Consider the following 19,169-nt stretch of genomic DNA (forward strand, 5'->3'; position numbering starts at 1 on the left):
TGCGTGGTGAGTCGCTCACCCCGCAACCTTCGTTCTGATAATTTCAGAACGATCCGCATAGCTCTGTCTGTATCGTCGGGCACGTGGCACACTGTCCAGGCACACTGTGCAGGCATATGACAGCCACTCCGGGAGGCGGGACGTGAGCGAGGCACGGCCGAGCGGCGGCGCCCCCACCGTCTTACGCAGGGTCCTCGGCAAGCGACTGCGGCACTTGCGCGAGCGGGCCCAGGTTTCCTTCGAAGAGGCAGCTCAGGCCATCGAAGTGACCCCGCTGACGGTGCGTCGGATGGAGAAGGCGGAAGTCGGCCTCAAGATCCCGTACGTCAAGGAACTGTTGCGGAATTACGGCGTCCGGGGACCCGAGATCGAGAGCTTCCTCGCCCTCGCCCGGGAGGCCAACCAGCCCGGCTGGTGGCACCAGTTCCGGGACGTACTGCCCGACTGGTTCAGTGCGTATGTCAGCTTGGAGAGCGAGGCCACCGTCATCCGAGCGTATGAGCCGCACTACGTCCCCGGGCTGCTCCAGACGGAGGACTACGCCCGGGCGGTGCTGCGCATCGGCTTCCCCAACGACACCGAGGAGGAGCTGGAGCGCCGGATCGCCCTGCGCCTCCAGCGGCAGAGCCTGCTCACCAAGCCGGACGCGCCGATCATGTGGGCCATCCTCGACGAAACGGTGCTGCGCCGTCCCGTCGGGCCCGACGAGGTGATGCGGGACCAGATCGACCACATCATCGACACCCTGTCGATGCCGAAGGTCCGGCTACAGATCATGCGCTTCGCGGCCGGGCCGCACCCCGGGGCCTTCGGACCCTTCCACTACTTCCGCTTCGGGTTCTCCGAACTGCCCGATGTCGTCTACACCGAGAGCCTCACCGGCGCGGTCTACGTGGACCGGCCGAAGGAGGTCGTGGCGTATCTGGAGGTCCTGGACCGGATGGCCGTCCAGGCGGACCCGATCGGCGATACCAGCACCATCCTGGCCGAACTGCGTAAGGAGCTGTGATGACAGACCCCGTCTACACCGGGATGCCGGCCACGGACCTGGGTACCGAGGGCTGGCAAAAGCCCTGGAGCGGGTCCAACGGAGGCACCTGCATCGAGGCCAAGCGGCTGCCGGACGGCCGGGTGGCCCTCCGCCAGTCCACCGACCCGGCCGGCCCCGCCCTGATCTACACCCGCTCCGAGGTCGCCTCCTTCCTGGAGGCCGCCAAGGCGGGCGGCGCCGACTTCCTCATCGCCTAGCCGCTGCCCAGGGGGTGCCCCCGGCTGCCCCGGCTGCCCCCGGAAACGCGCCGGGCGCACCCCCTGACGGGCCACGATTCGAAAACCACTACGGTCGCACAACCGCACAACCCCGCAGCGCACTCCCACCCCCGCCACCCCGCCACGCACACTGAAGGCGCCGTGGCGGGCGGCTGTGTCGTCCCTCCATCCAATCCGGGTCGGTCCGGAACGACGGGAAGACGGGATGAAGCTCCAGCATGCGTTCGCACAGCGGCGCACACTGATCGTCGAGGGCTGTGACGGCGTCCGCCGGGACGGGCTGCTGTCCCGGCTCGCGGAGCGGCACGGCTTCGCCGTCACCCGCGCCTCCCCCGACCTCCCGCACCTGGACCCGGTCCGCCCCTACCGCGAGCTGCTCCAGCACGAAGGATCGCTCGCGGTGGACGCGGGGCTGGTCGGCGAGCTGGTCTACGGGCCGCTGCGGCGCGGGCAGTCCCGGGTCACCTGGATCCAGGCGTTCGACTTCGCGGAGGCGGTGGCCGAGCGCGACGGGCTGTTCGTCCATGTCACCGCGCCCGCGAACGTGCTGGAGGACCGGCTGGCCGCGGGCGGCGCGGGCGCCGCGGACCTCGCGGAGATCGACGCCGCGCTGACCGGCTTCGACCAGGCCTTCCGGACCCTCGCCCAGCACGCGCCGGTGGTCACGGTCGACGAGGAGCCGCCGATGGACCCCGGTTCCGGACCCGGCGCGGAGCCGGGCCCCGGCGAGACTCCGGTGACGCTCGAGACGGCCTCCTTCGCCCGCCGCCTGCCACGGATTCGCTCACCCGTCCGCCGCTACGCCGGGAATCGCTGAACTCCCGGGCACAGTGGGTAAGTTGGAGCCTCTCACAGGCATGACGCACGGCAGGAGAAGTCCCGATGACCAACGGCTCGTCCACCCCCGGCCCCGCCCAGCAGGCATGGTCGAAGATCGACACCACCGTGCCGCACTCGGCCCGGATCTGGAACTACTGGATGGGCGGCAAGGACAACTACGAGGTCGACCGGATCGCCGGCGACCAGTACCGGGAGGTCGCCCCGAACATCGAGGTCATGGCCCGCGCCTCGCGCGCGTACCTGATCCGCACCGTCACCCATGTGGCGGGCGAGTGCGGGATCCGCCAGTTCCTGGACATCGGCACCGGGCTGCCCACCTATGACAACACCCACCAGGTCGCCCAGCGGATGGCGCCCGAGGCCCGGATCGTCTACGTCGACAACGACCCCCTGGTGCTGCGGCACGCGCAGGCGCTGCTCACCAGCACCCCCGAGGGCGTGACCGACTACATCGACGCCGATCTGCACGAGCCGGAGCGGATCCTGGAGATGGCCGCCAAGACGCTGGACTTCGACCAGCCCGTCGCCCTGATGCTGATGGGCATCCTCGGGCACATCCAGAACTACGACGACGCGGTGTCGATCGTCCGCCGGTTACAGGACGCCCTGCCCTCCGGCAGCTACTTCGTGCACTACGACAGCACCGACACCGACCAGGCGCTCAAGGAGGCCCAGCAGGGCTACGACGACACCGGCGCCATTCCGTACGTGCTGCGCGGTCTGGAGGAGATCAGCCGCTTCTACGACGGGCTGGAGCTGATCGAACCCGGTATCGTCTCGTGTCCGCTGTGGCGGCCCGGGCCGTCCGAGACGCCCATCGAGACGACGGACGTGCACGGGGGTGTCGCGCGGAAGCCATGACCGCGGCCGCCGCGGTGCCGACCAAACGAATGGTTCGGGCACCGGGCAGGTAACCCGCGGCCCCGCCCCGTCGTCAGACACGGCACCGGGGAAGCCGAGGCGGAGGGACGCGCGGGTGTTCGAGGTCGGAGCCTGGAGGGTGCCCTCGGTGAAGCGGCTGCTGCGGGCGTCCGTCGCCGACGCGCCCGCCGTCGTACGGCAGCGCCGCGGCCCCCGGGAGGAGGCCCCGGGGATGCCCCGGCACCTCGCCATCATCATGGACGGCAACGGCCGCTGGGCCGCCTCACGCGGCCTCTCCCGCACCCGGGGCCATGAGGCGGGGGTGCTGGCGCTGCCGCGGGTGGTGGACACGGCGCTGGAGGAGGGCGTCGAGCATCTGTCGCTGTTCTTCTTCTCCACCGAGAACTGGAACCGGCCGCGCGCCGAGGTGGCCGCCCTCATGCGGCTCACCGCCCAGCTGGCCGACGTCTTCCGCGCGTACGGCGAGCGCGGCGTACGGCTGCGCTGGCTCGGCTCCGAGGCCCGGCTCCCCCGCGCCACCCTGGCCGCCCTGCGCCGGGCCGAGGCCGAGACGGCGGGCAATCGCGCGATGACGCTGGCCTTCTGCTTCAACCACGGCGGGCGGGAGGAGATCGCCCGCGCGGCGACCTCGCTGGCGCGGGCCTCGGCGGACGGGGCGCTGGACCCGGGCCTGATCGACGAGGCGCTGTTCACCCGGCACCTGCCGCACGGCGACCTCCCGGACATCGACATGCTGGTGCGGACGTCCGGGGAGCAGCGGATCTCGAACTTCATGCTGTGGCGTGCGGCCTACGCGGAGCTGTTCTTCGTGGACACGCTGTGGCCGGACTTCACGGCCGAGGAACTGCGCGGCCTGCTGGCGGCGTTCGCGGGGCGCAAACGCCGCTTCGGCGCGAGGTGACTCCGGGGATCCGCTAGCGGATCGGGACGCCGGAGAGCGTGCGGGCGATGACCAGGCGCTGGATCTCGCTGGTGCCCTCGAAGATCGTGTAGATCGCGGCGTCGCGGTGCATGCGCTCGACCGGGTATTCGCGGGTGAAGCCGTTGCCGCCGAGGATCTGGACCGCCTGGGCGGTGACCGTCTTGGCGGTTTCGCTCGCGAACAGCTTGGACATGGAGCCCTCGGCCGAGTCGAAGGGCTTGCCGTTCACGGCCATCCAGGAGGCCCGCCACACCAGCAGGCGCGAGGCGTCGATCCGGGTGCGCATGTCGGCGAGCTGGAAGGCGACGCCCTGGTTGTCGATGACGGGGCGGCCGAACTGCTGCCGGGTCCTGGCGTAGTCGAGCGCGACCTCGTACGCGGCGCGGGCGGTGCCGACGGCCATGGCGCCGACGGCCGGGCGGGACGCCTCGAAGGTGGCCATCGCGGCGTTCTTCAGCCGCTCGCCGCCCGCCGTGGCCCTCTCGCGGGCGCGGGCGAGGCGTTCGTCCAGCTTCTCCTTGCCGCCGAGGAGGCAGCTGCCGGGCACCCGTACGTTGTCGAGGACCACCTCGGCGGTGTGCGAGGCGCGGATGCCGTGCTTCTTGAACTTCTGGCCCTGGGACAGGCCGGGGGTGTCGGGCGGGATGATGAAGGACGCGTGGCCCTTGGAGCCGAGTTCGGGGTCGACGGCCGCGACGACGACGTGCACGCTCGCGATGCCGCCGTTGGTGGCCCAGGTCTTGGTGCCGTTGATGACCCACTCGTCCTTGGCCTCGTCGTAGACGGCCCGGGTGCGCATGGCGGAGACGTCCGAGCCCGCGTCGGGCTCGGAGGAGCAGAAGGCGGCGACCTTCACGTCATTGGCGTCGCCGTACATCTGCGGGATCCAGGTGCCGATCTGCTCCTCGGTGCCGTTGGCGAGCACGCCGACGGCGGCCAGGCCGGTGCCGACGATGGACAGGGCGATCCCCGCGTCGCCCCAGAACAGTTCCTCCATGGTCATGGGGATGCCGAGGCCGGTGGGGTCGAAGTACTGCTGGGCGTAGAAGTCCAGGGAGTACAGGCCGATCTTGGCGGCCTCCTGGATAATCGGCCAGGGCGTTTCCTCGCGCTCGTCCCATTCCGCGGCGGCGGGGCGCATGACGTCCGCGGCGAAGCCGTGGATCCACTCACGCACTGCCTTCTGATCATCGTTGAGTTCGAACGAGAACTCCGCCATGGCCCCTCCACCTGCCGCGCCTGCTGTTACCGTAGGTAACAGCAGTCTGTTACTGGTCAGTAGGCGATGTCAACTCCACGGCCGTGCGATCCCCTTACCCCGGTCGGGTGTTACGTTGCGCAGATACGCGGTGCCCATTCATGTAACGCGTGAACACGTCAGGGGGCGGGGAGGCCACGACATGGAGACCGGGACCAGCCAGCGCGAAGACCACCAGCAGCAGGCCGCCGCACGGCGCCGCAAGGAGCTGCTGGAGGCCGCCGACCGGGTGGTGCTGCGCGACGGCCCCGAGGCCTCGATGAACGCGATCGCCGCCGAGGCGGGCATCACCAAGCCCATTCTGTACCGTCATTTCGGCGACAAGGGTGGGCTCTACCGGGCCCTCGCGGTCCGCCACACCGATGCCCTGCTCGCCTCGCTGCGCAAGGCCCTGGACGCCCCCGCACCCGACCGCCGCGGACGGGTGGCGGCCACGCTGGACACCTATCTGGTGGCGATCGAGGCCCGGCCCCAGGTGTACCGCTTCCTGATGCACCCGGCCGACCAGGGCCAGCAGCAGGAGCAGGGCTTCGACGTGGGCCACCACTCCGCCCCGCTGCTGCGCCGCATGGGCGACGAGCTGGCCAAGGTGATCGCCGACCGGGTCGAACTCGGCCCCGGCGGCGAGGAGGTGGCCCGGATCTGGGGCCATGGGATCGTCGGCATGATGCACGCCGCGGGCGACTGGTGGCTGCGGGAACGGCCCTGCTCGCGCGAGCGGTTGGTGCACCACCTCACCGATCTGCTGTGGGGGCGGCTGGCCCTGGTGGACGACCGGGTCGGCGCTCCCGGGCTGTTCTGAGGGCCCCGAGGTTCACGCCCGCCCGCGCGCCCACGGCGCGCGGCGGGCCGCCCACAGCACCCGGCGCCGCCGCAAGCCCTCCAGCCGGTCCAGGAACAGCCCGCCGTCCAGGTGGTCGCATTCGTGCTGGAGGCAGCGGGCGAAGAAGCCGCCGCCCTCGACCCGCACCGGCTCCCCGGTCACCGTCACGCCCTCCACCACCGCGCGGTCGAAGCGCGGGGTGCCCGACTCGATGCCCGGCAGCGACAGACAGCCCTCGGTGCCCCGTACGGTCACCCCGTCGGCCTCCGCGAGCCGCGGGTTGACCACGTGCCCCAGATGACGCCGGTCCTCGTCGTCCGGGCAGTCGTACACGAAGACCCGCAGCCCCACGCCGATCTGGTTGGCGGCAAGGCCAACCCCGCCCGCCGCGTACATCGTGGCGAACAGGTCCTCGACCAGCCGGGCGAGCGCCGCGTCGAAGTCGGTGACCTCCTCGCAGGGCGCGCGCAGCGCCTGATCGCCGAGCAGCCGCAGGGGCCGTACCGTCCCCCGGCTCCCCGGGATCGCGCCGTTTCGCATGGCAGCCAAGCGTACGGTCCCTCGGAAGGGCCGACGGAATTCGGGACAGCGCCCGGATCTCGATAGGCTGATCCCCGACCGTGGCCTCCCGGCTGGCGATTCGGCGCGGAGGGGGCGTACCACCGGTGCCTCGGGGGGCAGGTGCGGCGCCGGTATGCGAGGAGGATCGAGAGACGATGGCAGGCAACTCAGAGCCGCTGTCGCCACGTGCCAAGCTGGCCGTGACGGCGGGCAGGGCCGCGGCGGCGGTGTCGAAGGCCGCGGGCCGCGGCAGCGGATCAGTGATCGGCGGCAAGGTGGCCCTGCGCCTCGACCCCGATCTGCTCAGCAGGCTGGCGCACCACCTGGACGTGATCCTGGTGTCGGCGACCAACGGCAAGACCACGACGACCCGGCTGATCGCCGAGGCGCTGCGGGCCGCGGGCCCGGTGGTCTCCAACGCGCTCGGGGCCAACATGCCCGCGGGCATCACCTCGGCCCTGGCGGGCGGCTCCGACGCCCGCTACGGCGTGATCGAGGTCGACGAGAAGTACCTCGCCGGGGTGGCCCGCGACACCGAGCCCAAGGCCATCGCGCTGCTCAACCTCTCGCGCGACCAGCTCGACCGGGCCGCCGAGACCCGGATGCTCGCCGAGAAGTGGCGGGAGGGCCTGGCCGGTACGAAGGCCACGGTGATCGCGAACGCGGACGACCCGCTCATCGTCTGGGCCGCCTCCTCCAGCCCCAATGTGGTGTGGGTCGCCGCGGGCCAGGAGTGGAAGGACGACGCCTGGTCCTGCCCGGCGTGCGGCGGGGTGCTCCAGCGCCCCGGCGACGACTGGGTGTGCGGCGAGTGCGGCTTCCGCCGCCCGGTGCCCAGCTGGGCGCTGAACGGCGACTACGTGCTGGACCCGCACGGCGCGGCCTGGCCGATCCACCTCCAGCTGCCCGGCCGCGCGAACAAGGCGAACGCGGCCACCTCGGCGGCAGTCGCCGCCACCTTCGGCGTGCCCCCGCAGGTCGCGCTGGAGCGGATGTACCAGGTGCAGGCGGTCGCCGGCCGCTATGACGTGGTCACCTTCCAGGAGCGCGAGCTGCGGCTGCTGCTGGCGAAGAACCCGGCCGGCTGGCTGGAGACGTTCTCGCTGATCGACCCGCCGCCCACCCCGGTGATCCTCTCGGTGAACGCGCGCGGCGCGGACGGCACGGACACCTCCTGGCTGTGGGACGTGGATTACACCCGGCTCGCCGGGCACCCGATCTGTGTGATCGGCGACCGCAAGCTGGACCTCGCGGTGCGCCTGGAGGTCGCCGGGCTCGACTTCCGGGTCTGCGCGGACGCGGACGAGGCGGTGCGGATCTCCCCGCCCGGCCGCATCGAGGTGATCGCCAACTACACCGCGTTCCAGGACCTGCGCCGCCGGGTCGGCAACTGACCCCCGTACGAGGAGACACGACGATGCGTAGCACGAGCCAGAACGGCCTGCGTCTGGTCTGGGTCTACCCCGACCTGCTGAGCACGTACGGCGACCAGGGCAACGTCCTGGTGGTGGAGCGCCGGGCGCGCCAGCGCGGGCTGGACGTCTCCCGCCTGGACGTCCGCTCCGACCAGCAGATCCCCACCTCCGGGGACATCTACCTGATCGGCGGCGGCGAGGACCGCCCGCAGCGGCTGGCCGCCGAGCGGCTGATCCGGGACGGCGGGCTGAACCGCGCGGTCGCCAACGGGGCGATCGTCTTCTCGGTGTGCGCCGGGTACCAGATCCTCGGCCACGAGTTCATCAACGACCTCGGGCAGCGCCAGCAGGGTCTGGGCCTGCTGGACGTGATCAGCACCCGCGGCGAGGGCGCCCGCTGCGTCGGCGATGTGCTGGCCGACATCGACGAGCCGCTGGGGCTGCCGCCGCTGACCGGGTTCGAGAACCACCAGGGCGTCACCCACCTGGGCCCGACCGCGCGCCCCTTCGCGCGCGTCCGGTTCGGCAACGGCAACGGCACGGGCGACGGCTACGAGGGCGCGTACAAGGACACCGTCTTCGGGACGTACATGCACGGCCCGGTGATGGCCCGCAACCCGCACATCGCGGACCATCTGCTGAAGCTGGCGCTCGATGTGAACGGGCTGCCGCCGGTCGACGACCAGTGGTACGAGGCGCTGCGCAACGAGCGGATCGCGGCGGCCACCGCGCAGCCCGCCTGAGCGCCCTCGCCCAGCCCGCCTGAGCGCCCTCGTGCACGGCTGAGCCGCCGGGTGACCGCATCGCGGACACCCGGCGGCGAAGCGCGGCCCGCGGCGTCCGCCGCTTGTAGGGTGTCGTCGTCCAGCCGGACAGCGCGGTCCGGATGTCGCCCCATCGCAACGGTGGGCTTTCGCAGACAGAGGAATCACGCGCCATGCGCATCGGTGTGCTCACGTCCGGCGGCGACTGCCCCGGGCTGAACGCGGTCATCAGGTCCGTCGTCCACCGCGCCGTCGTCGACCACGGCGACGAGGTGATCGGCTTCCAGGACGGCTGGAAGGGCCTGCTGGAGTGTGACTACCGCAAGCTCGACCTGGACGCCGTGAGCGGCATCCTGGCCCTCGGCGGCACCGTCCTCGGCTCGACCCGGGTGCAGCCCGCGCATCTGCGCGACGGGGTGGAGCGCGCGAAGGGCCACGTCGAGGAGCTGGGCCTGGACGCGGTCATCCCGATCGGCGGCGAAGGCACCCTGAAGGCGGCCCGGATGCTGTCGGACGCCGGGCTGCCGATCGTCGGAGTCCCGAAGACGATCGACAACGACATCGCCTCGACCGATGTGACCTTCGGTTTCGACACCGCGGTCGGGGTGGCGACCGAGGCCCTGGACCGGCTCAAGACCACCGCGGAGTCGCATCAGCGGGTGCTGATCGTCGAGGTCATGGGGCGGCACACCGGCTGGATCGCGCTGCACTCGGGCATGGCCGCGGGTGCCCACGCCATCGTCGTGCCGGAGCGCCCGTTCGACATCGAGGAGCTGGCCAAAACCGTCGGGGCACGGTTCGAGGCGGGCAAGAAGTTCGCGATCGTGGTGGCCGCCGAGGGCGCCAAGCCGCGCGAGGGCACGATGGAGTACGCGGCCGGGGAACGGGACGTCTTCGGCCACGAGCGGTTCGCCGGTATCGCCCGCCAGCTCTCCGTCGAGCTGGAACAGCGGCTGGGGAAGGAGGCCCGGCCGGTGATCCTGGGCCATGTGCAGCGCGGTGGCACGCCGACGGCGTACGACCGGGTGCTGGCCACCCGCTTCGGCTGGCACGCCGTCGAGGCGGCGCACCGCGGCGAGTTCGGCAAGATCACGGCGCTGCGCGGTACGGACATCGTGATGGTTCCGCTCGCGGACGCGGTGGAGCGGCTGAAGACGGTACCCGCCGAGCGGTACACCGAGGCCGAGTGCGTGCTCTGACCTGACGGGTTCTACGCTGGTGCGGGCACATTTGGTGCACACCGGGTAGAGCAGGAAGGCCGGGGATAACCGATGGATCACGGCGGACACGGCATGATGATGGATCTGCCGCCGTTCACCCTCGCACGCGGATTGGCGTTCGGCGGTGATCCCTTCTTCCTCGTCGGCTGTGTGCTCGCGCTCACCCTGTACGGCTGGGGCGCGGTGCGGCTGTGGCGGCGCGGTGACAGCTGGCCCGTGGGACGGCTGCTGGCGTTCGTGGCGGGCGTGCTGACCGTCGTGGTCGCGATGTGCACCGGGCTGAACGACTACGGCATGGTCATGTTCAGCGTGCACATGGTCCAGCACATGATCATCAGTATGGTCTCCCCCATCCTGCTGCTGCTGGGCGCGCCGGTGACGCTGGCCCTGCGCGCCCTGCCGGCGGCCGGGCGCGGCCGCAAGGGGCCGCGGGAGCTGCTGGTGGCGCTGCTGCACAGCCGCTACATGCGGATCATCACCCATCCGGTGTTCACGATCCCGCTGTTCATCGCGAGCCTGTACGGGCTCTACTTCACCCCGCTCTTCGACTTCCTGATGGGCTCCAAGGTGGGGCACATCGCGATGATGGTCCACTTCCTCGCGGTGGGCCTGGTCTTCTTCTGGCCGATCATGGGCGTGGACCCGGGGCCGCACCGGCCGGGCTATGTGATGCGGATGCTGGAGCTGTTCGCGGGGATGCCCTTCCACGCGTTCTTCGGGATCGCGCTGATGATGGCGAGCGCGCCCATGATCGGCACGTTCGAGCATCCGCCCGGCTCGCTGGGGATCGACGCGCTGTCCGACCAGAACGCGGCGGGCGGCATCGCCTGGGCGTTCAGCGAGGTGCCGTCGGTGATCGTGCTGGTGGCGCTGGTGTACCAGTGGTACAAGTCCGACCAGCGCCAGGCGCGGCGCGATGACCGTACGGCGGACCGCGACGGCGATCAGGAACTCGCCGCGTACAACGCCTATCTGGCGTCGCTCCAGTCCCGCGGGCGCTAGCCGATACCCCACGGCCGAGAGACGATGGAGTCTCGGCCGTGGGGCCGGTGTTCCGGCCGGGGTGCCGGAACCGCCGTGAGGAGGTCGGGTATGACCGGATCTGCCAAGGGGATGACGGCGTGCGCGGTGGGTGGGCTCGTGGTGGTGACGGCCTACACCGTGTCGCTGGGGAGCAATGGCTGGCTGTGGTTCGCCTGGGTGGTGCTCGCGCTGCTGACGGTGGGGACGCTGCTCGCCCGCTGAGCGGGCCTACGTCATGCCGCGGTGCCGCGCAGCCACCGCCACAGGGACGTCCACCACGGGACGCGGGCGGTCGGTGCCGCGGTGTCGGCGGTGGCGCCTTCGCCCGCGGATAAGGCCTCGTCCTCGTCCGCGGGCACCCAGCGCGTGGGGCGCAGCTTGGGCGCGAGCATCATGCCGGAGGTGTCCACCTCGGTCTCGGCCCTGCGCGGCATGAACGCGACCGGCAGCTCGACCAGATGGCGGGAGATCCACGACGCGACCCAGCTCAGCTCGGTCTCCGGCACGTCCAGCCGCAGATCGGGCAGGCGCAGCAGCAGGGTGTCGATGGCGGTGTCCGCGATGGCGCGGCCGATGTCCTGGCCGGGGCATTCGTGCGGGCCGCCGCTGAACGACAGGTGCGAGCGGTTGCCGTACATGGGCGCGCCGAGGTCGGGGCGGATGGCGGGGTCGACGTTCCCGGCGGCGAGGCCGAGGAGCAGCATGTCCCCGGCCTTGATCTGCCGTCCGCCCAGTTCGGTGTCGCCGGTGGCCCAGCGGCCGGGGATCACGGTGAGCGGCGGTTCGTTCCACAGCACGTGCTCGATGGCGTCCGGCAGGGTCATGTGACCTCCGGCCAGGGAGGCGCGGAAGCGCGGGTCGGTGAGGACCATGCGCAGCGTGTTGGCCATGAGGTTGGTGGTGGTCTCGTTGCCGGTGAGCAGCACGAGCCGCAGATGCTGGACGACCTCCTCCTCGGTCAGCTCGGAGGGGTGGCTCAGCAGCCAGGACGCGAGGTCGCTGCCGGGCTGGGTGCGCTTGCGCTCGACGAGCTGGCGGAGGGTGTCGGTGACGTACTGGTCGCTGCGCAGGGCCGTTTCGGAGCCCTTCATCAGGTCTCGGGTGGCCTCGACCAGCCGTGGGCCGTACTCGTCGGGCATGCCGAGCAGCTGGGTGAGGACGAGCATGGGCAGCCGCTGGGCGAAGCCCGTGACCAGTTCGGCCTGTCCGTCGGCGCAGAAGTCGTTGACCAGCTGGTGGGTGAAGCGGGTGATGTGGCGTCGGATGCCGCGGCGGTCGACCCGGTTCATGCTGTCGGTGAGCGCGGCGCGCAGCCGCTCGTGCTCGTCGCCGTCGGCGAAGGTGCACATGGGCTGCCAGCCGACCACGGGGAGCAGCGGCGAGTCGGCCGGGATCCGGCCCTCCCCCCAGGCGCTCCAGTAGCGGGAGTCGCGGGAGAAGCGGGAGGGGGTGCGGGCGACCTCCAGGTTCTCGCGGTAGCCCAGCAGCAGCCAGGCCGGTACGTCGTCGCCGAGCCGCACCGGGGCCACCGGTCCGTGTTCGCTGCGCAGCCGCTCGTACAGGCCCATCGGGTCCTTCTCGTTCTCGGATCCGAAGAGGTCCACCACACCGGCGAGGGGGCTCCGGGCGTGGGCGGGGCACTGGTCGGGAGGAGGGGTCACGGTGTCTCCGGGGTCACGGTGGTGAGGTGTTGCAGATAGCTCACGAGGGTGAGGAGGGTGTCGCGGCTGGAGGCGCGGTCGCGGGCGTCGCAGTCGATGATGGGGACGGCGTCGGGCAGGTCCAGGGCCGCGCGCAGCTCGCCGACGGGGTGGACGGGCGCCCCGGGGAAGGCGTTGATGGCGACGACGAAGGGGACGCCCCGCTCCTCCAGCCGGCCCAGGACGTCGAAGCTGACCTCCAGCCGGCGGGTGTCGATGAGGACCACGGCGCCGAGCGCGCCCTCGAAGAGGCCGTTCCACAGGAACCAGAAGCGCTCCTGGCCGGGGGTGCCGAAGAGGTAGAGCACCAGCCGTTCGTTGAGGCTGATGCGGCCGAAGTCCATGGCCACGGTGGTCTCGGTCTTGCGCTCCACCCCGGCGATGTCGTCGACGCCGACCCCGGCCTGGGTCATCGTCTCCTCGGTGGTCAGCGGGCGGATCTCGCTCACCGAGCCGACCATGGTGGTCTTGCCGACCCCGAATCCGCCGACGATCACGATCTTGACGGCCGCGGCGGCGGAGGCCGGGAGGGTGTCCTCGCTGCGGGGTCCGACGAGCGTGTCAGAGGTTCTGTAGTCCATGCATCACCGCCTGGAGAAGTTCGGTGTCGGGCAGCACGGCGGCCGGGACCGGTGCCCGCGCCTCCACCTGGTGGTGGGCGAGCAGATCCGCGAGGAGTACGGTCACCGTGCTGACGGGCAGCGTCAGATACGCGGAGATCTCGGCCACGGAGAGCGGGAAGTGGCACATCCGCAGCACGGCGGCGGCCTCGGGCAGCATGCCCGGCTCGGGTTCGGCCCGGGCCACGATCAGGCTGACCAGTTCGATGGTGTCCGCCCGCGGGGACCGGCCGGGGCCGCCGTCGACGAGGTAGAGCCGTTCAGGGCCGCCTTCGTCGGCGCCCTTTCCGGTCCGGCTCATGTCATGCGTCCACTGGCCCGTGGCGGGCTGCTGAGGTGTTCGCCGAGCCGGGCGACCAGGTCTCTCATGCACTGGCCCATCAGCCCGGCGTCCACGCCGTCCTCGGCGAGCACCGCGAGGTAGGAGCTGGTGCCGGCCGCCATCAGATAGAAGAAGCCGCCGTCGACCTCGATGACCACCAGCCGCATCCGCCCGTCGCCGGTGGGGAATTCGGCGGCGATCGCCGTCGACAGGCTCTGGAGCCCCGCGCAGGCGGCGGCCAGGCGGTCGGCGGTCTCCTCGTCCGTACCGACCTGGGCCATGCACAGGCCGTCCGAGGACAGCAGGACCACGTGGCGGGTCTGCGGAACGCTCTTGGCGAGGTCCCGGAGCATCCAGTCCATGTTGAACCGCGCTTGCGTCACTTGCTACTCACCCTTATCCGAAGCGTTGTCCACGGCGTTGTCCCAGGCGTGCGGCGTGTCCGACGGCTCCGCGCCGTGCGGGTGCCCGGAGGTGTCCACCGGGTCCTCCTCACCGGACACGGCCTTGGTGAACGCGGCCAGCCACATCCCCGGCTGGACGGGCGGCTCGGCCGGTGCCGGGGGGCCCGCCGGGGCGGGCTCCGGGTCGGCCTGGATCCGGATGGGCGGGGTCACGGTCGGCATCCGGCGGCGGCGCTGGGGCAGTCCTGCGGTGTTGTGGCGGATCCCGTTGTGGTCGTGGGCGACCGGGCCGGTGGCGTTGGCGTTGGTGGGCAGCGGCGGATAGGGCTCGGCGCGCTTGATGGGCTTGGGCGGCGGCAGCTTCTGGGCCCGGGCGATGGCGCCGCCGGGGGCCGGGGTGGGACAGATGACGTCCTGCGGGACGACGAGCACCGCGCGGACACCGCCGTACGCGGAGGGCCGCAGCGACACCTGGAACCGGTACTTCACGGCGAGGCGGCCGACCACGGCCAGGCCCAGCCGGGGCGTCTCGCCGAGGTCGTCGAGGTCGAAGCCGGTGCCCGCCTGCTCCAGCACGTACTCGGTGCGCCTGCGGCTCTCCTCCGACAGGCCCACCCCGGCGTCCTCGATCTCGACCGCCACCCCGGACTGGACCTCGACCGCCGTCAGATGCACCCGCGTCTTGGGAGGGGAGTAGCGGGTGGCGTTGTCCAACAGCTCGGCCAGGGCGTGGATCAGCGGCTCCACGGACGGGCCGACGATGCCGACGTCGGCCACCGAGTGCAGATCCACCCGCCGGTATTCGAGAATGCGCGACATGGCGCCGCGCAGCACGTTGTACAGCGGCACCGGGTTGCGCCACTGACGGCCCGGGCGGGAGCCGCCCAGCACCGAGATGCTGTCGGCGAGCCGCCCGATCAGCGCGTTGCCGTGGTCGAGGTGGAGCAGGTCGTGGTAGACCTCGGGGGCGGCCCCGTGCTTGTCCTCCATGTCCCGCATGTCCATGGCCTGTTGATGGGTGATGGCCTGCACCCGGCGGGCGATGTTGACGAACGCCCGCCCCGCCGCGTCCCGCAGGTCCTCCTCGGCCCGCACGGTCTCCAGCACCGTCCGCAGGACGGCGCGGTGCGCGGACTCGAAGTCCGGGTCGAGGACGGGCGAGGGCTCGATGGTCTTCATCACGGCGTCGACCTCGGCGCCGCGCTGGAGCCGCTCCACGGCCGCGGGCAGCACCTCCTGGGCCAGCCGCCGGGTCTCCACCTCCTGGTCGACCAGGCGCTGCCGGTACGCGGCGTCCTGTTCGGCGGCCCGCGCGCGCAGCCTGCCGATCAGACGTCCGCGGCGGGCCGACTCGGCCGCCGCCAGGGCCACCGCCAGCGTCGCCGCCGCGCCGCACCAGGCGACCGTCGCCCGCGCCCCGGCGGACACCACGGTCACGGCGAACGCCGCGCAGGCCGCCATCGCGGCGGGAGGAATGAGCCATACGAGCGCGGAGGCGGGCCGTCGGCCTCCAGGTGACGCGCCGGCGAAAACCATCGGCTTCCTTAAAAGCAGCGGGAGAAAATGCGTGCGAAGAACTCGCTACGGGCCCTGGAGCATAGCGGTTTGGACACATCCCGAAATGACGATGGTTTTTTCTTGGTAACGAATTCGGCGGGGTGAATTCAACGAGCGCAAAAAAGCGATCGCATTCGCTCACACCCCCGGGGGATCCGAAACCCCACACCGCCAACATGCGGCGCATTTGCCGCCATTACGGACATCATGCGGCGACTCGCCGTGAGCTGCCGGGAGTTGTACAGTCGGTCGGTTTATTCGGTCGCGCGACGATGATCGAATTTCGTAGCCTCGACGGACCATGACGGAGGAACGAACATGAGTGCGCGACTGCGGGGCATCGCCAAGGAGACCGAGAGCATCGTCGCGGCGGGCGGCTATACGACGCCCGGGGGCCGCCCGGTGCGGCTCGCCGAGCGGATCGCCCGGGCCACGGCGGGGACCGCGCTGTACGGGCCGGAGCCGGTGGAGCCCCCGGCATCCGGGGCGGGGGACCGCGCCACGGCGTTCGAGGTGACCGCGGAGAGCAGCATGGAAGCCGCGCGCCGGCTGACGCTCGGGCGGACCGGGGAGCCGGTCGCCGTGCTCAATTTCGCCTCCGCGCGCAACCCCGGAGGCGGCTATCTGAACGGCGCGCAGGCACAGGAGGAGGCGCTGTGCCGGACCTCGGCGCTCTACACGTGTCTGCGGACGGTGCCGGAGTTCTACGCGGCGCACCGCGCCGATCCGAGCCCGTTCTACAGCGACCGGGTCATCCACTCCCCCGGCGTCCCGGTGTTCCGCGACGACCGGGGCGGGCTGCTGGCGGAGGCGTACGAGGTCGGCTTCCTCACGTCGGCCGCGCCGAACGCCGGAGTGATCGCCCGGCGAACCCCGGACCGGGTGGCCGAGGTGGCGGGGCGGCTCACCGCGCGCGCCGAGCGGGTGCTGGAGGTCGCGTCCGTGGGCGGCTACCGGCAGTTGGTGCTGGGGGCCTGGGGCTGCGGGGTGTTCCGCAATGATCCGGCGGTGGTAGCCGGGGCGTTCCACGCCCATCTGGTGGGCGGGGGGGCGCGGTTCGCGGACCGCTTCGACCGCGTGGTGTTCGCGGTGCTGGACCGCCGCGTGGACTCCCCCACCAGGGCGGCCTTCGCGGCGGCGTTCCCCCGGTAGTCCGGGGCGGCGGGGCGCCGGAGCCCGCTTCCGTACGCGCCGACTCGTACGGAAGCGGGCCCGGCCGACCGTTACTTGACGGCCCCGGCGGCCTTCGCGGCCCCGGTCTTCGCGGCCCCGGTCTTCGCGGGCTTCGGCGTGGCGTGCGGAGCGCACGTCACGTCCTTGGCGTCCACCGTGCCCTTGAGCAGGTAGGCGTCCACCCGGTCGTTGATGCAGGCGTTGACCAGCCCGGTGACACCGTGCGAACCGGCGTCCTTCTCGGTGATCAGACGCGAGCCCTTGAGGCGCTTGTGCAGCTCGACGGCGCCCTCGTACGGGGTGGCGGCGTCACGGGTGCTCTGCACGATGAGCGTCTTCGGCAGCCCCTTGCCCGCACCGACCTCCAGCGGGGTGTGCTGCTTCGACGGCCAGGTGGCGCACGGCAGGTTCATCCAGGCGTTGGACCAGGTCAGGAACGGGTAGTCGCGGTGGAGCCGGGTGTTGTCCCGGTCCCACTTCCGCCAGCTGGTCGGCCACTTGGCGTCGGCGCACTCCACGGCGGTGTACACCGCGTTGCCGTTCTCCGAGGCGATGTTGCCCGCGGTGTCGGACATGTCCGGGCCCGCGGCCTCGACGAGCGCCTTCTCGTCACCGGCCAGGTAGTCGCGCCACACCTCGGCGACCGTGGTCCACGACGAGTCGTAGTACGGGGCGCTCTGGAAGAAGCCCAGCAGCTCGGCCGGGCCGACGACCCCGCCGATCGGGTTCTTCTTGGCGGTGGCGCGCAGCTTCTCCCACTGCGCCTGGACCTCTCCCGGGGTGTCACCGATGTGGTAGGCCGCGTCGTTCTTGGCCACCCACGCCTTCCAGTCGTCCCAGCGCATTTCGAACGCCACGTCCTGGTCCAGGTTGGCCTGGTACCAGATCTTCTCCCGCGACGGGTTCACCACGGAGTCCACGATCAGGCGGCGCACATGGTCGGGGAAGAGCGTCGCGTAGACACCCCCGATGTACGTCCCGTAGGACACGCCCAGGTAGTTGAGCTTCTTGTCGCCGAGCGCGGCCCGGATGACGTCGATGTCGCGGGCGGTGTTGGGCGTCGTCATGTGCGGCAGCATCCAGCCGCTGCGCTCCTTGCACCCGTCGGCGTACTCCGCGGCGAGCTTGCGCTGCGCCCGCTTGTCCGCCTCGCTGTCGGGCACCGGGTCCATCTTGGGCGCCTTGACGAACTCCTGCGGGTCGACACAGGAGATGGCGGCCGAGTGGCCCACCCCGCGCGGGTCGAAGCCCACGAAGTCGTACGCCTTCGCAGTCTTCGTCCACAGCGGGTTCTTGTTGGTGACCCGGGTCGGGAACTTCAGCCCGGAGCCGCCCGGTCCGCCCGGGTTGTAGATCAGCGAACCCTGCCGCTCGGAGGCGGTCCCGGTGTTGCCGATGCGGTCCACCGCGATCTTGATGGTGCGGCCGTTCGGCTTGGCGTAGTCGAGCGGCACGGTCACATAGCCGCACTGGATGGGCTTGGCGAGGTTCCAATCGCCCGGACAGTCCGTCCAGTCGATGCCCGCCTTCGCGGCCCGGGCCGCGGCGATCGCCGCCCCGCGGGCCTCCGCGGCGCCCCCCGGCGTCCGCGTGGGCTCCGATGCCCCCGCCGTGGGGGCGGCCAGCGCACCGGTTATCAGCGCGCCGGTCAACACGCCGCCGGCCACGCCGAGTACTGCTGTGCGTCTCACGTAGTAATCCCCCTGCTTTGTTGCGCCGCCGTGCGGCGATGATCACAGAGTGTCAGGAGGATCCTCGCGCCTCGCTTACTCCTGAGTACAGGGCAAACCGCCGTTTCTTTATCAACACGTCACCTTCACAGGCCCGCTCAGCCTTTGATCGCACCGGCGATGAGGGCCTGGAGCTGCTCGGCGGTGCGGTCCAGCGGCTCGATGCTGCGCTTGGCCCGGCACATGGCGACGGTTCCCTCGACGGCGGCGACGGTGAGCGTCGCGAGCTGCTCCGCCTGCCCGGGCGCGGCGCCGTGTTCCCGCAGGGAGACGGCGAGCAGTCTCTCCCAGTCGTCGAAGACGGCCGCGGCGGCCACCAGGGCGGGCGGGATCTCGCCGGGCGGCGGCTCCTCGATGGAGACGGCCAGGACCGGGCATCCGGCCCGGAAGTCGGCGTCGATGACGATCCCGCGCCACAGTCCGAGGAACGCCCGGAGGCCCGCGACCGGGCCCGCCTCCAGCTCCTTGCGGAGCACGCGGGCGATGGTCTCGCCCGCGTACCGGACGGCCTCGGTGGCCAACTGCTGCTTGCCCTCGGGGAAGTAGTGGTACGTGGAACCGAGCGGCGCCTCGGCGTGCTTGGCCATCTCGCGGATGCTCGTGGCGTTCAGTCCGCGCCGGCTGATCATGTCGGCCGCGCCGACCACGATCCGCTGCCGGGCCTGGGGGCCGCCCTTGGTCATGTT

The 19,169-nt window shown here is 71.4% G+C and carries 21 protein-coding genes; 12 read left to right on the forward strand and 9 right to left on the reverse strand.

What is annotated here, in order from left to right; translation table 11 throughout:
• Nucleotides 1-142 precede the first annotated feature (142 nt).
• The 5 genes from HYQ63_RS04450 (at nucleotide 143) to uppS (ending at nucleotide 3,892) form a co-directional block, all read left to right on the forward strand.
• Nucleotides 143-1,009 carry a helix-turn-helix transcriptional regulator gene (locus HYQ63_RS04450; RefSeq protein WP_179932615.1) on the forward strand — a complete coding sequence of 289 codons (867 nt, stop codon included), beginning with the start codon at nucleotides 143-145 and terminating at the stop codon, nucleotides 1,007-1,009.
• Nucleotides 1,009-1,248: a DUF397 domain-containing protein gene (locus HYQ63_RS04455; protein WP_179932616.1), complete on the forward strand. Its 240-nt coding sequence runs from the start codon at nucleotides 1,009-1,011 to the stop codon at nucleotides 1,246-1,248. The genes HYQ63_RS04450 and HYQ63_RS04455 overlap by 1 nt, the downstream gene beginning before the upstream one ends.
• 226 nt (nucleotides 1,249-1,474) lie before the next feature.
• Nucleotides 1,475-2,086 carry a hypothetical protein gene (locus HYQ63_RS04460; RefSeq protein ID WP_257231607.1) on the forward strand — a complete coding sequence of 204 codons (612 nt, stop codon included), beginning with the start codon at nucleotides 1,475-1,477 and terminating at the stop codon, nucleotides 2,084-2,086.
• 65 nt (nucleotides 2,087-2,151) lie between these two features.
• On the forward strand, nucleotides 2,152-2,970 hold the full coding sequence (locus tag HYQ63_RS04465; RefSeq protein ID WP_179932618.1) for an SAM-dependent methyltransferase: 819 nt from the start codon (nucleotides 2,152-2,154) through the stop codon (nucleotides 2,968-2,970).
• Nucleotides 2,971-3,085: 115 nt separating this feature from the next.
• Nucleotides 3,086-3,892, forward strand: a complete 807-nt coding sequence (gene uppS, locus HYQ63_RS04470; protein ID WP_257231608.1) for a polyprenyl diphosphate synthase — start codon at nucleotides 3,086-3,088, stop codon at nucleotides 3,890-3,892.
• A gap of 13 nt (nucleotides 3,893-3,905) precedes the next feature.
• On the opposite strand, the gene HYQ63_RS04475 is transcribed toward uppS, so the two are convergent.
• Complete coding sequence (locus tag HYQ63_RS04475) at nucleotides 3,906-5,132, reverse strand: acyl-CoA dehydrogenase family protein (protein WP_179932620.1); 1,227 nt, start codon at nucleotides 5,130-5,132, stop codon at nucleotides 3,906-3,908.
• A gap of 181 nt (nucleotides 5,133-5,313) precedes the next feature.
• Between HYQ63_RS04475 and HYQ63_RS04480 the strand changes: the two genes are divergently transcribed.
• Complete coding sequence (locus HYQ63_RS04480) at nucleotides 5,314-5,973, forward strand: TetR family transcriptional regulator (RefSeq protein ID WP_179932621.1); 660 nt, start codon at nucleotides 5,314-5,316, stop codon at nucleotides 5,971-5,973.
• A gap of 12 nt (nucleotides 5,974-5,985) precedes the next feature.
• Here HYQ63_RS04480 and def read toward each other — a convergent pair whose 3' ends face one another.
• Nucleotides 5,986-6,534 carry a peptide deformylase gene (gene def / locus HYQ63_RS04485; RefSeq protein WP_179932622.1) on the reverse strand — a complete coding sequence of 183 codons (549 nt, stop codon included), beginning with the start codon at nucleotides 6,532-6,534 and terminating at the stop codon, nucleotides 5,986-5,988.
• Between the two features lie 176 nt (nucleotides 6,535-6,710).
• On the opposite strand from def, the gene HYQ63_RS04490 reads away from it, so the two are divergent.
• The 5 genes from HYQ63_RS04490 to HYQ63_RS04510 all read left to right on the forward strand — a co-directional run bounded on the left by HYQ63_RS04490 (nucleotide 6,711) and on the right by HYQ63_RS04510 (nucleotide 11,199).
• A complete protein-coding gene (locus HYQ63_RS04490; protein ID WP_179932623.1) occupies nucleotides 6,711-7,949 on the forward strand; it encodes a MurT ligase domain-containing protein in 1,239 nt (412 codons plus the stop codon).
• Between the two features lie 23 nt (nucleotides 7,950-7,972).
• The gene (locus tag HYQ63_RS04495) at nucleotides 7,973-8,713 is read left to right on the forward strand and encodes a type 1 glutamine amidotransferase (RefSeq protein WP_179932624.1); all 741 of its coding nucleotides are present in this window, start codon (nucleotides 7,973-7,975) and stop codon (nucleotides 8,711-8,713) included.
• A gap of 194 nt (nucleotides 8,714-8,907) precedes the next feature.
• Nucleotides 8,908-9,933: a 6-phosphofructokinase gene (locus tag HYQ63_RS04500; protein ID WP_179932625.1), complete on the forward strand. Its 1,026-nt coding sequence runs from the start codon at nucleotides 8,908-8,910 to the stop codon at nucleotides 9,931-9,933.
• A gap of 72 nt (nucleotides 9,934-10,005) precedes the next feature.
• Entirely contained in the window at nucleotides 10,006-10,956 is a 951-nt protein-coding gene (locus tag HYQ63_RS04505) for a cytochrome c oxidase assembly protein (protein WP_179932626.1), read from the forward strand.
• Between the two features lie 90 nt (nucleotides 10,957-11,046).
• Complete coding sequence (locus tag HYQ63_RS04510) at nucleotides 11,047-11,199, forward strand: hypothetical protein (RefSeq protein WP_179932627.1); 153 nt, start codon at nucleotides 11,047-11,049, stop codon at nucleotides 11,197-11,199.
• 11 nt (nucleotides 11,200-11,210) lie between these two features.
• Here HYQ63_RS04510 and HYQ63_RS04515 read toward each other — a convergent pair whose 3' ends face one another.
• The 5 genes from HYQ63_RS04515 to HYQ63_RS04535 are packed head-to-tail and all read right to left on the reverse strand — an operon-like array spanning nucleotide 11,211 to nucleotide 15,559.
• Nucleotides 11,211-12,638 (reverse strand): cytochrome P450, encoded by a 1,428-nt coding sequence (locus HYQ63_RS04515; RefSeq protein WP_179932628.1) that lies wholly within the window; start codon nucleotides 12,636-12,638, stop codon nucleotides 11,211-11,213.
• Nucleotides 12,635-13,258 (reverse strand): ATP/GTP-binding protein, encoded by a 624-nt coding sequence (locus tag HYQ63_RS04520; RefSeq protein WP_179932629.1) that lies wholly within the window; start codon nucleotides 13,256-13,258, stop codon nucleotides 12,635-12,637. The genes HYQ63_RS04515 and HYQ63_RS04520 overlap by 4 nt, the downstream gene beginning before the upstream one ends.
• On the reverse strand, nucleotides 13,239-13,598 hold the full coding sequence (locus HYQ63_RS04525) for a DUF742 domain-containing protein (protein WP_179932630.1): 360 nt from the start codon (nucleotides 13,596-13,598) through the stop codon (nucleotides 13,239-13,241). The genes HYQ63_RS04520 and HYQ63_RS04525 overlap by 20 nt, the downstream gene beginning before the upstream one ends.
• On the reverse strand, nucleotides 13,595-13,981 hold the full coding sequence (locus HYQ63_RS04530; RefSeq protein WP_179939743.1) for a roadblock/LC7 domain-containing protein: 387 nt from the start codon (nucleotides 13,979-13,981) through the stop codon (nucleotides 13,595-13,597). The genes HYQ63_RS04525 and HYQ63_RS04530 overlap by 4 nt, the downstream gene beginning before the upstream one ends.
• 24 nt (nucleotides 13,982-14,005) lie before the next feature.
• Nucleotides 14,006-15,559, reverse strand: a complete 1,554-nt coding sequence (locus HYQ63_RS04535; RefSeq protein ID WP_179932631.1) for a sensor histidine kinase — start codon at nucleotides 15,557-15,559, stop codon at nucleotides 14,006-14,008.
• A gap of 339 nt (nucleotides 15,560-15,898) precedes the next feature.
• On the opposite strand from HYQ63_RS04535, the gene HYQ63_RS04540 reads away from it, so the two are divergent.
• Nucleotides 15,899-16,732 carry a TIGR02452 family protein gene (locus HYQ63_RS04540; RefSeq protein ID WP_179932632.1) on the forward strand — a complete coding sequence of 278 codons (834 nt, stop codon included), beginning with the start codon at nucleotides 15,899-15,901 and terminating at the stop codon, nucleotides 16,730-16,732.
• 71 nt (nucleotides 16,733-16,803) lie between these two features.
• Here HYQ63_RS04540 and HYQ63_RS04545 read toward each other — a convergent pair whose 3' ends face one another.
• Together HYQ63_RS04545 and HYQ63_RS04550 are read right to left on the reverse strand one after the other, a co-directional pair.
• Nucleotides 16,804-18,444 (reverse strand): alpha/beta hydrolase, encoded by a 1,641-nt coding sequence (locus HYQ63_RS04545; RefSeq protein WP_179932633.1) that lies wholly within the window; start codon nucleotides 18,442-18,444, stop codon nucleotides 16,804-16,806.
• 137 nt (nucleotides 18,445-18,581) lie between these two features.
• Complete coding sequence (locus tag HYQ63_RS04550) at nucleotides 18,582-19,166, reverse strand: TetR/AcrR family transcriptional regulator (RefSeq protein ID WP_179932634.1); 585 nt, start codon at nucleotides 19,164-19,166, stop codon at nucleotides 18,582-18,584.
• Nucleotides 19,167-19,169: the final 3 nt, after the last annotated feature.

This window comes from Streptomyces sp. Rer75 (genome assembly GCF_013414305.1).
GTDB lineage: Bacteria > Actinomycetota > Actinomycetes > Streptomycetales > Streptomycetaceae > Streptomyces > Streptomyces himastatinicus.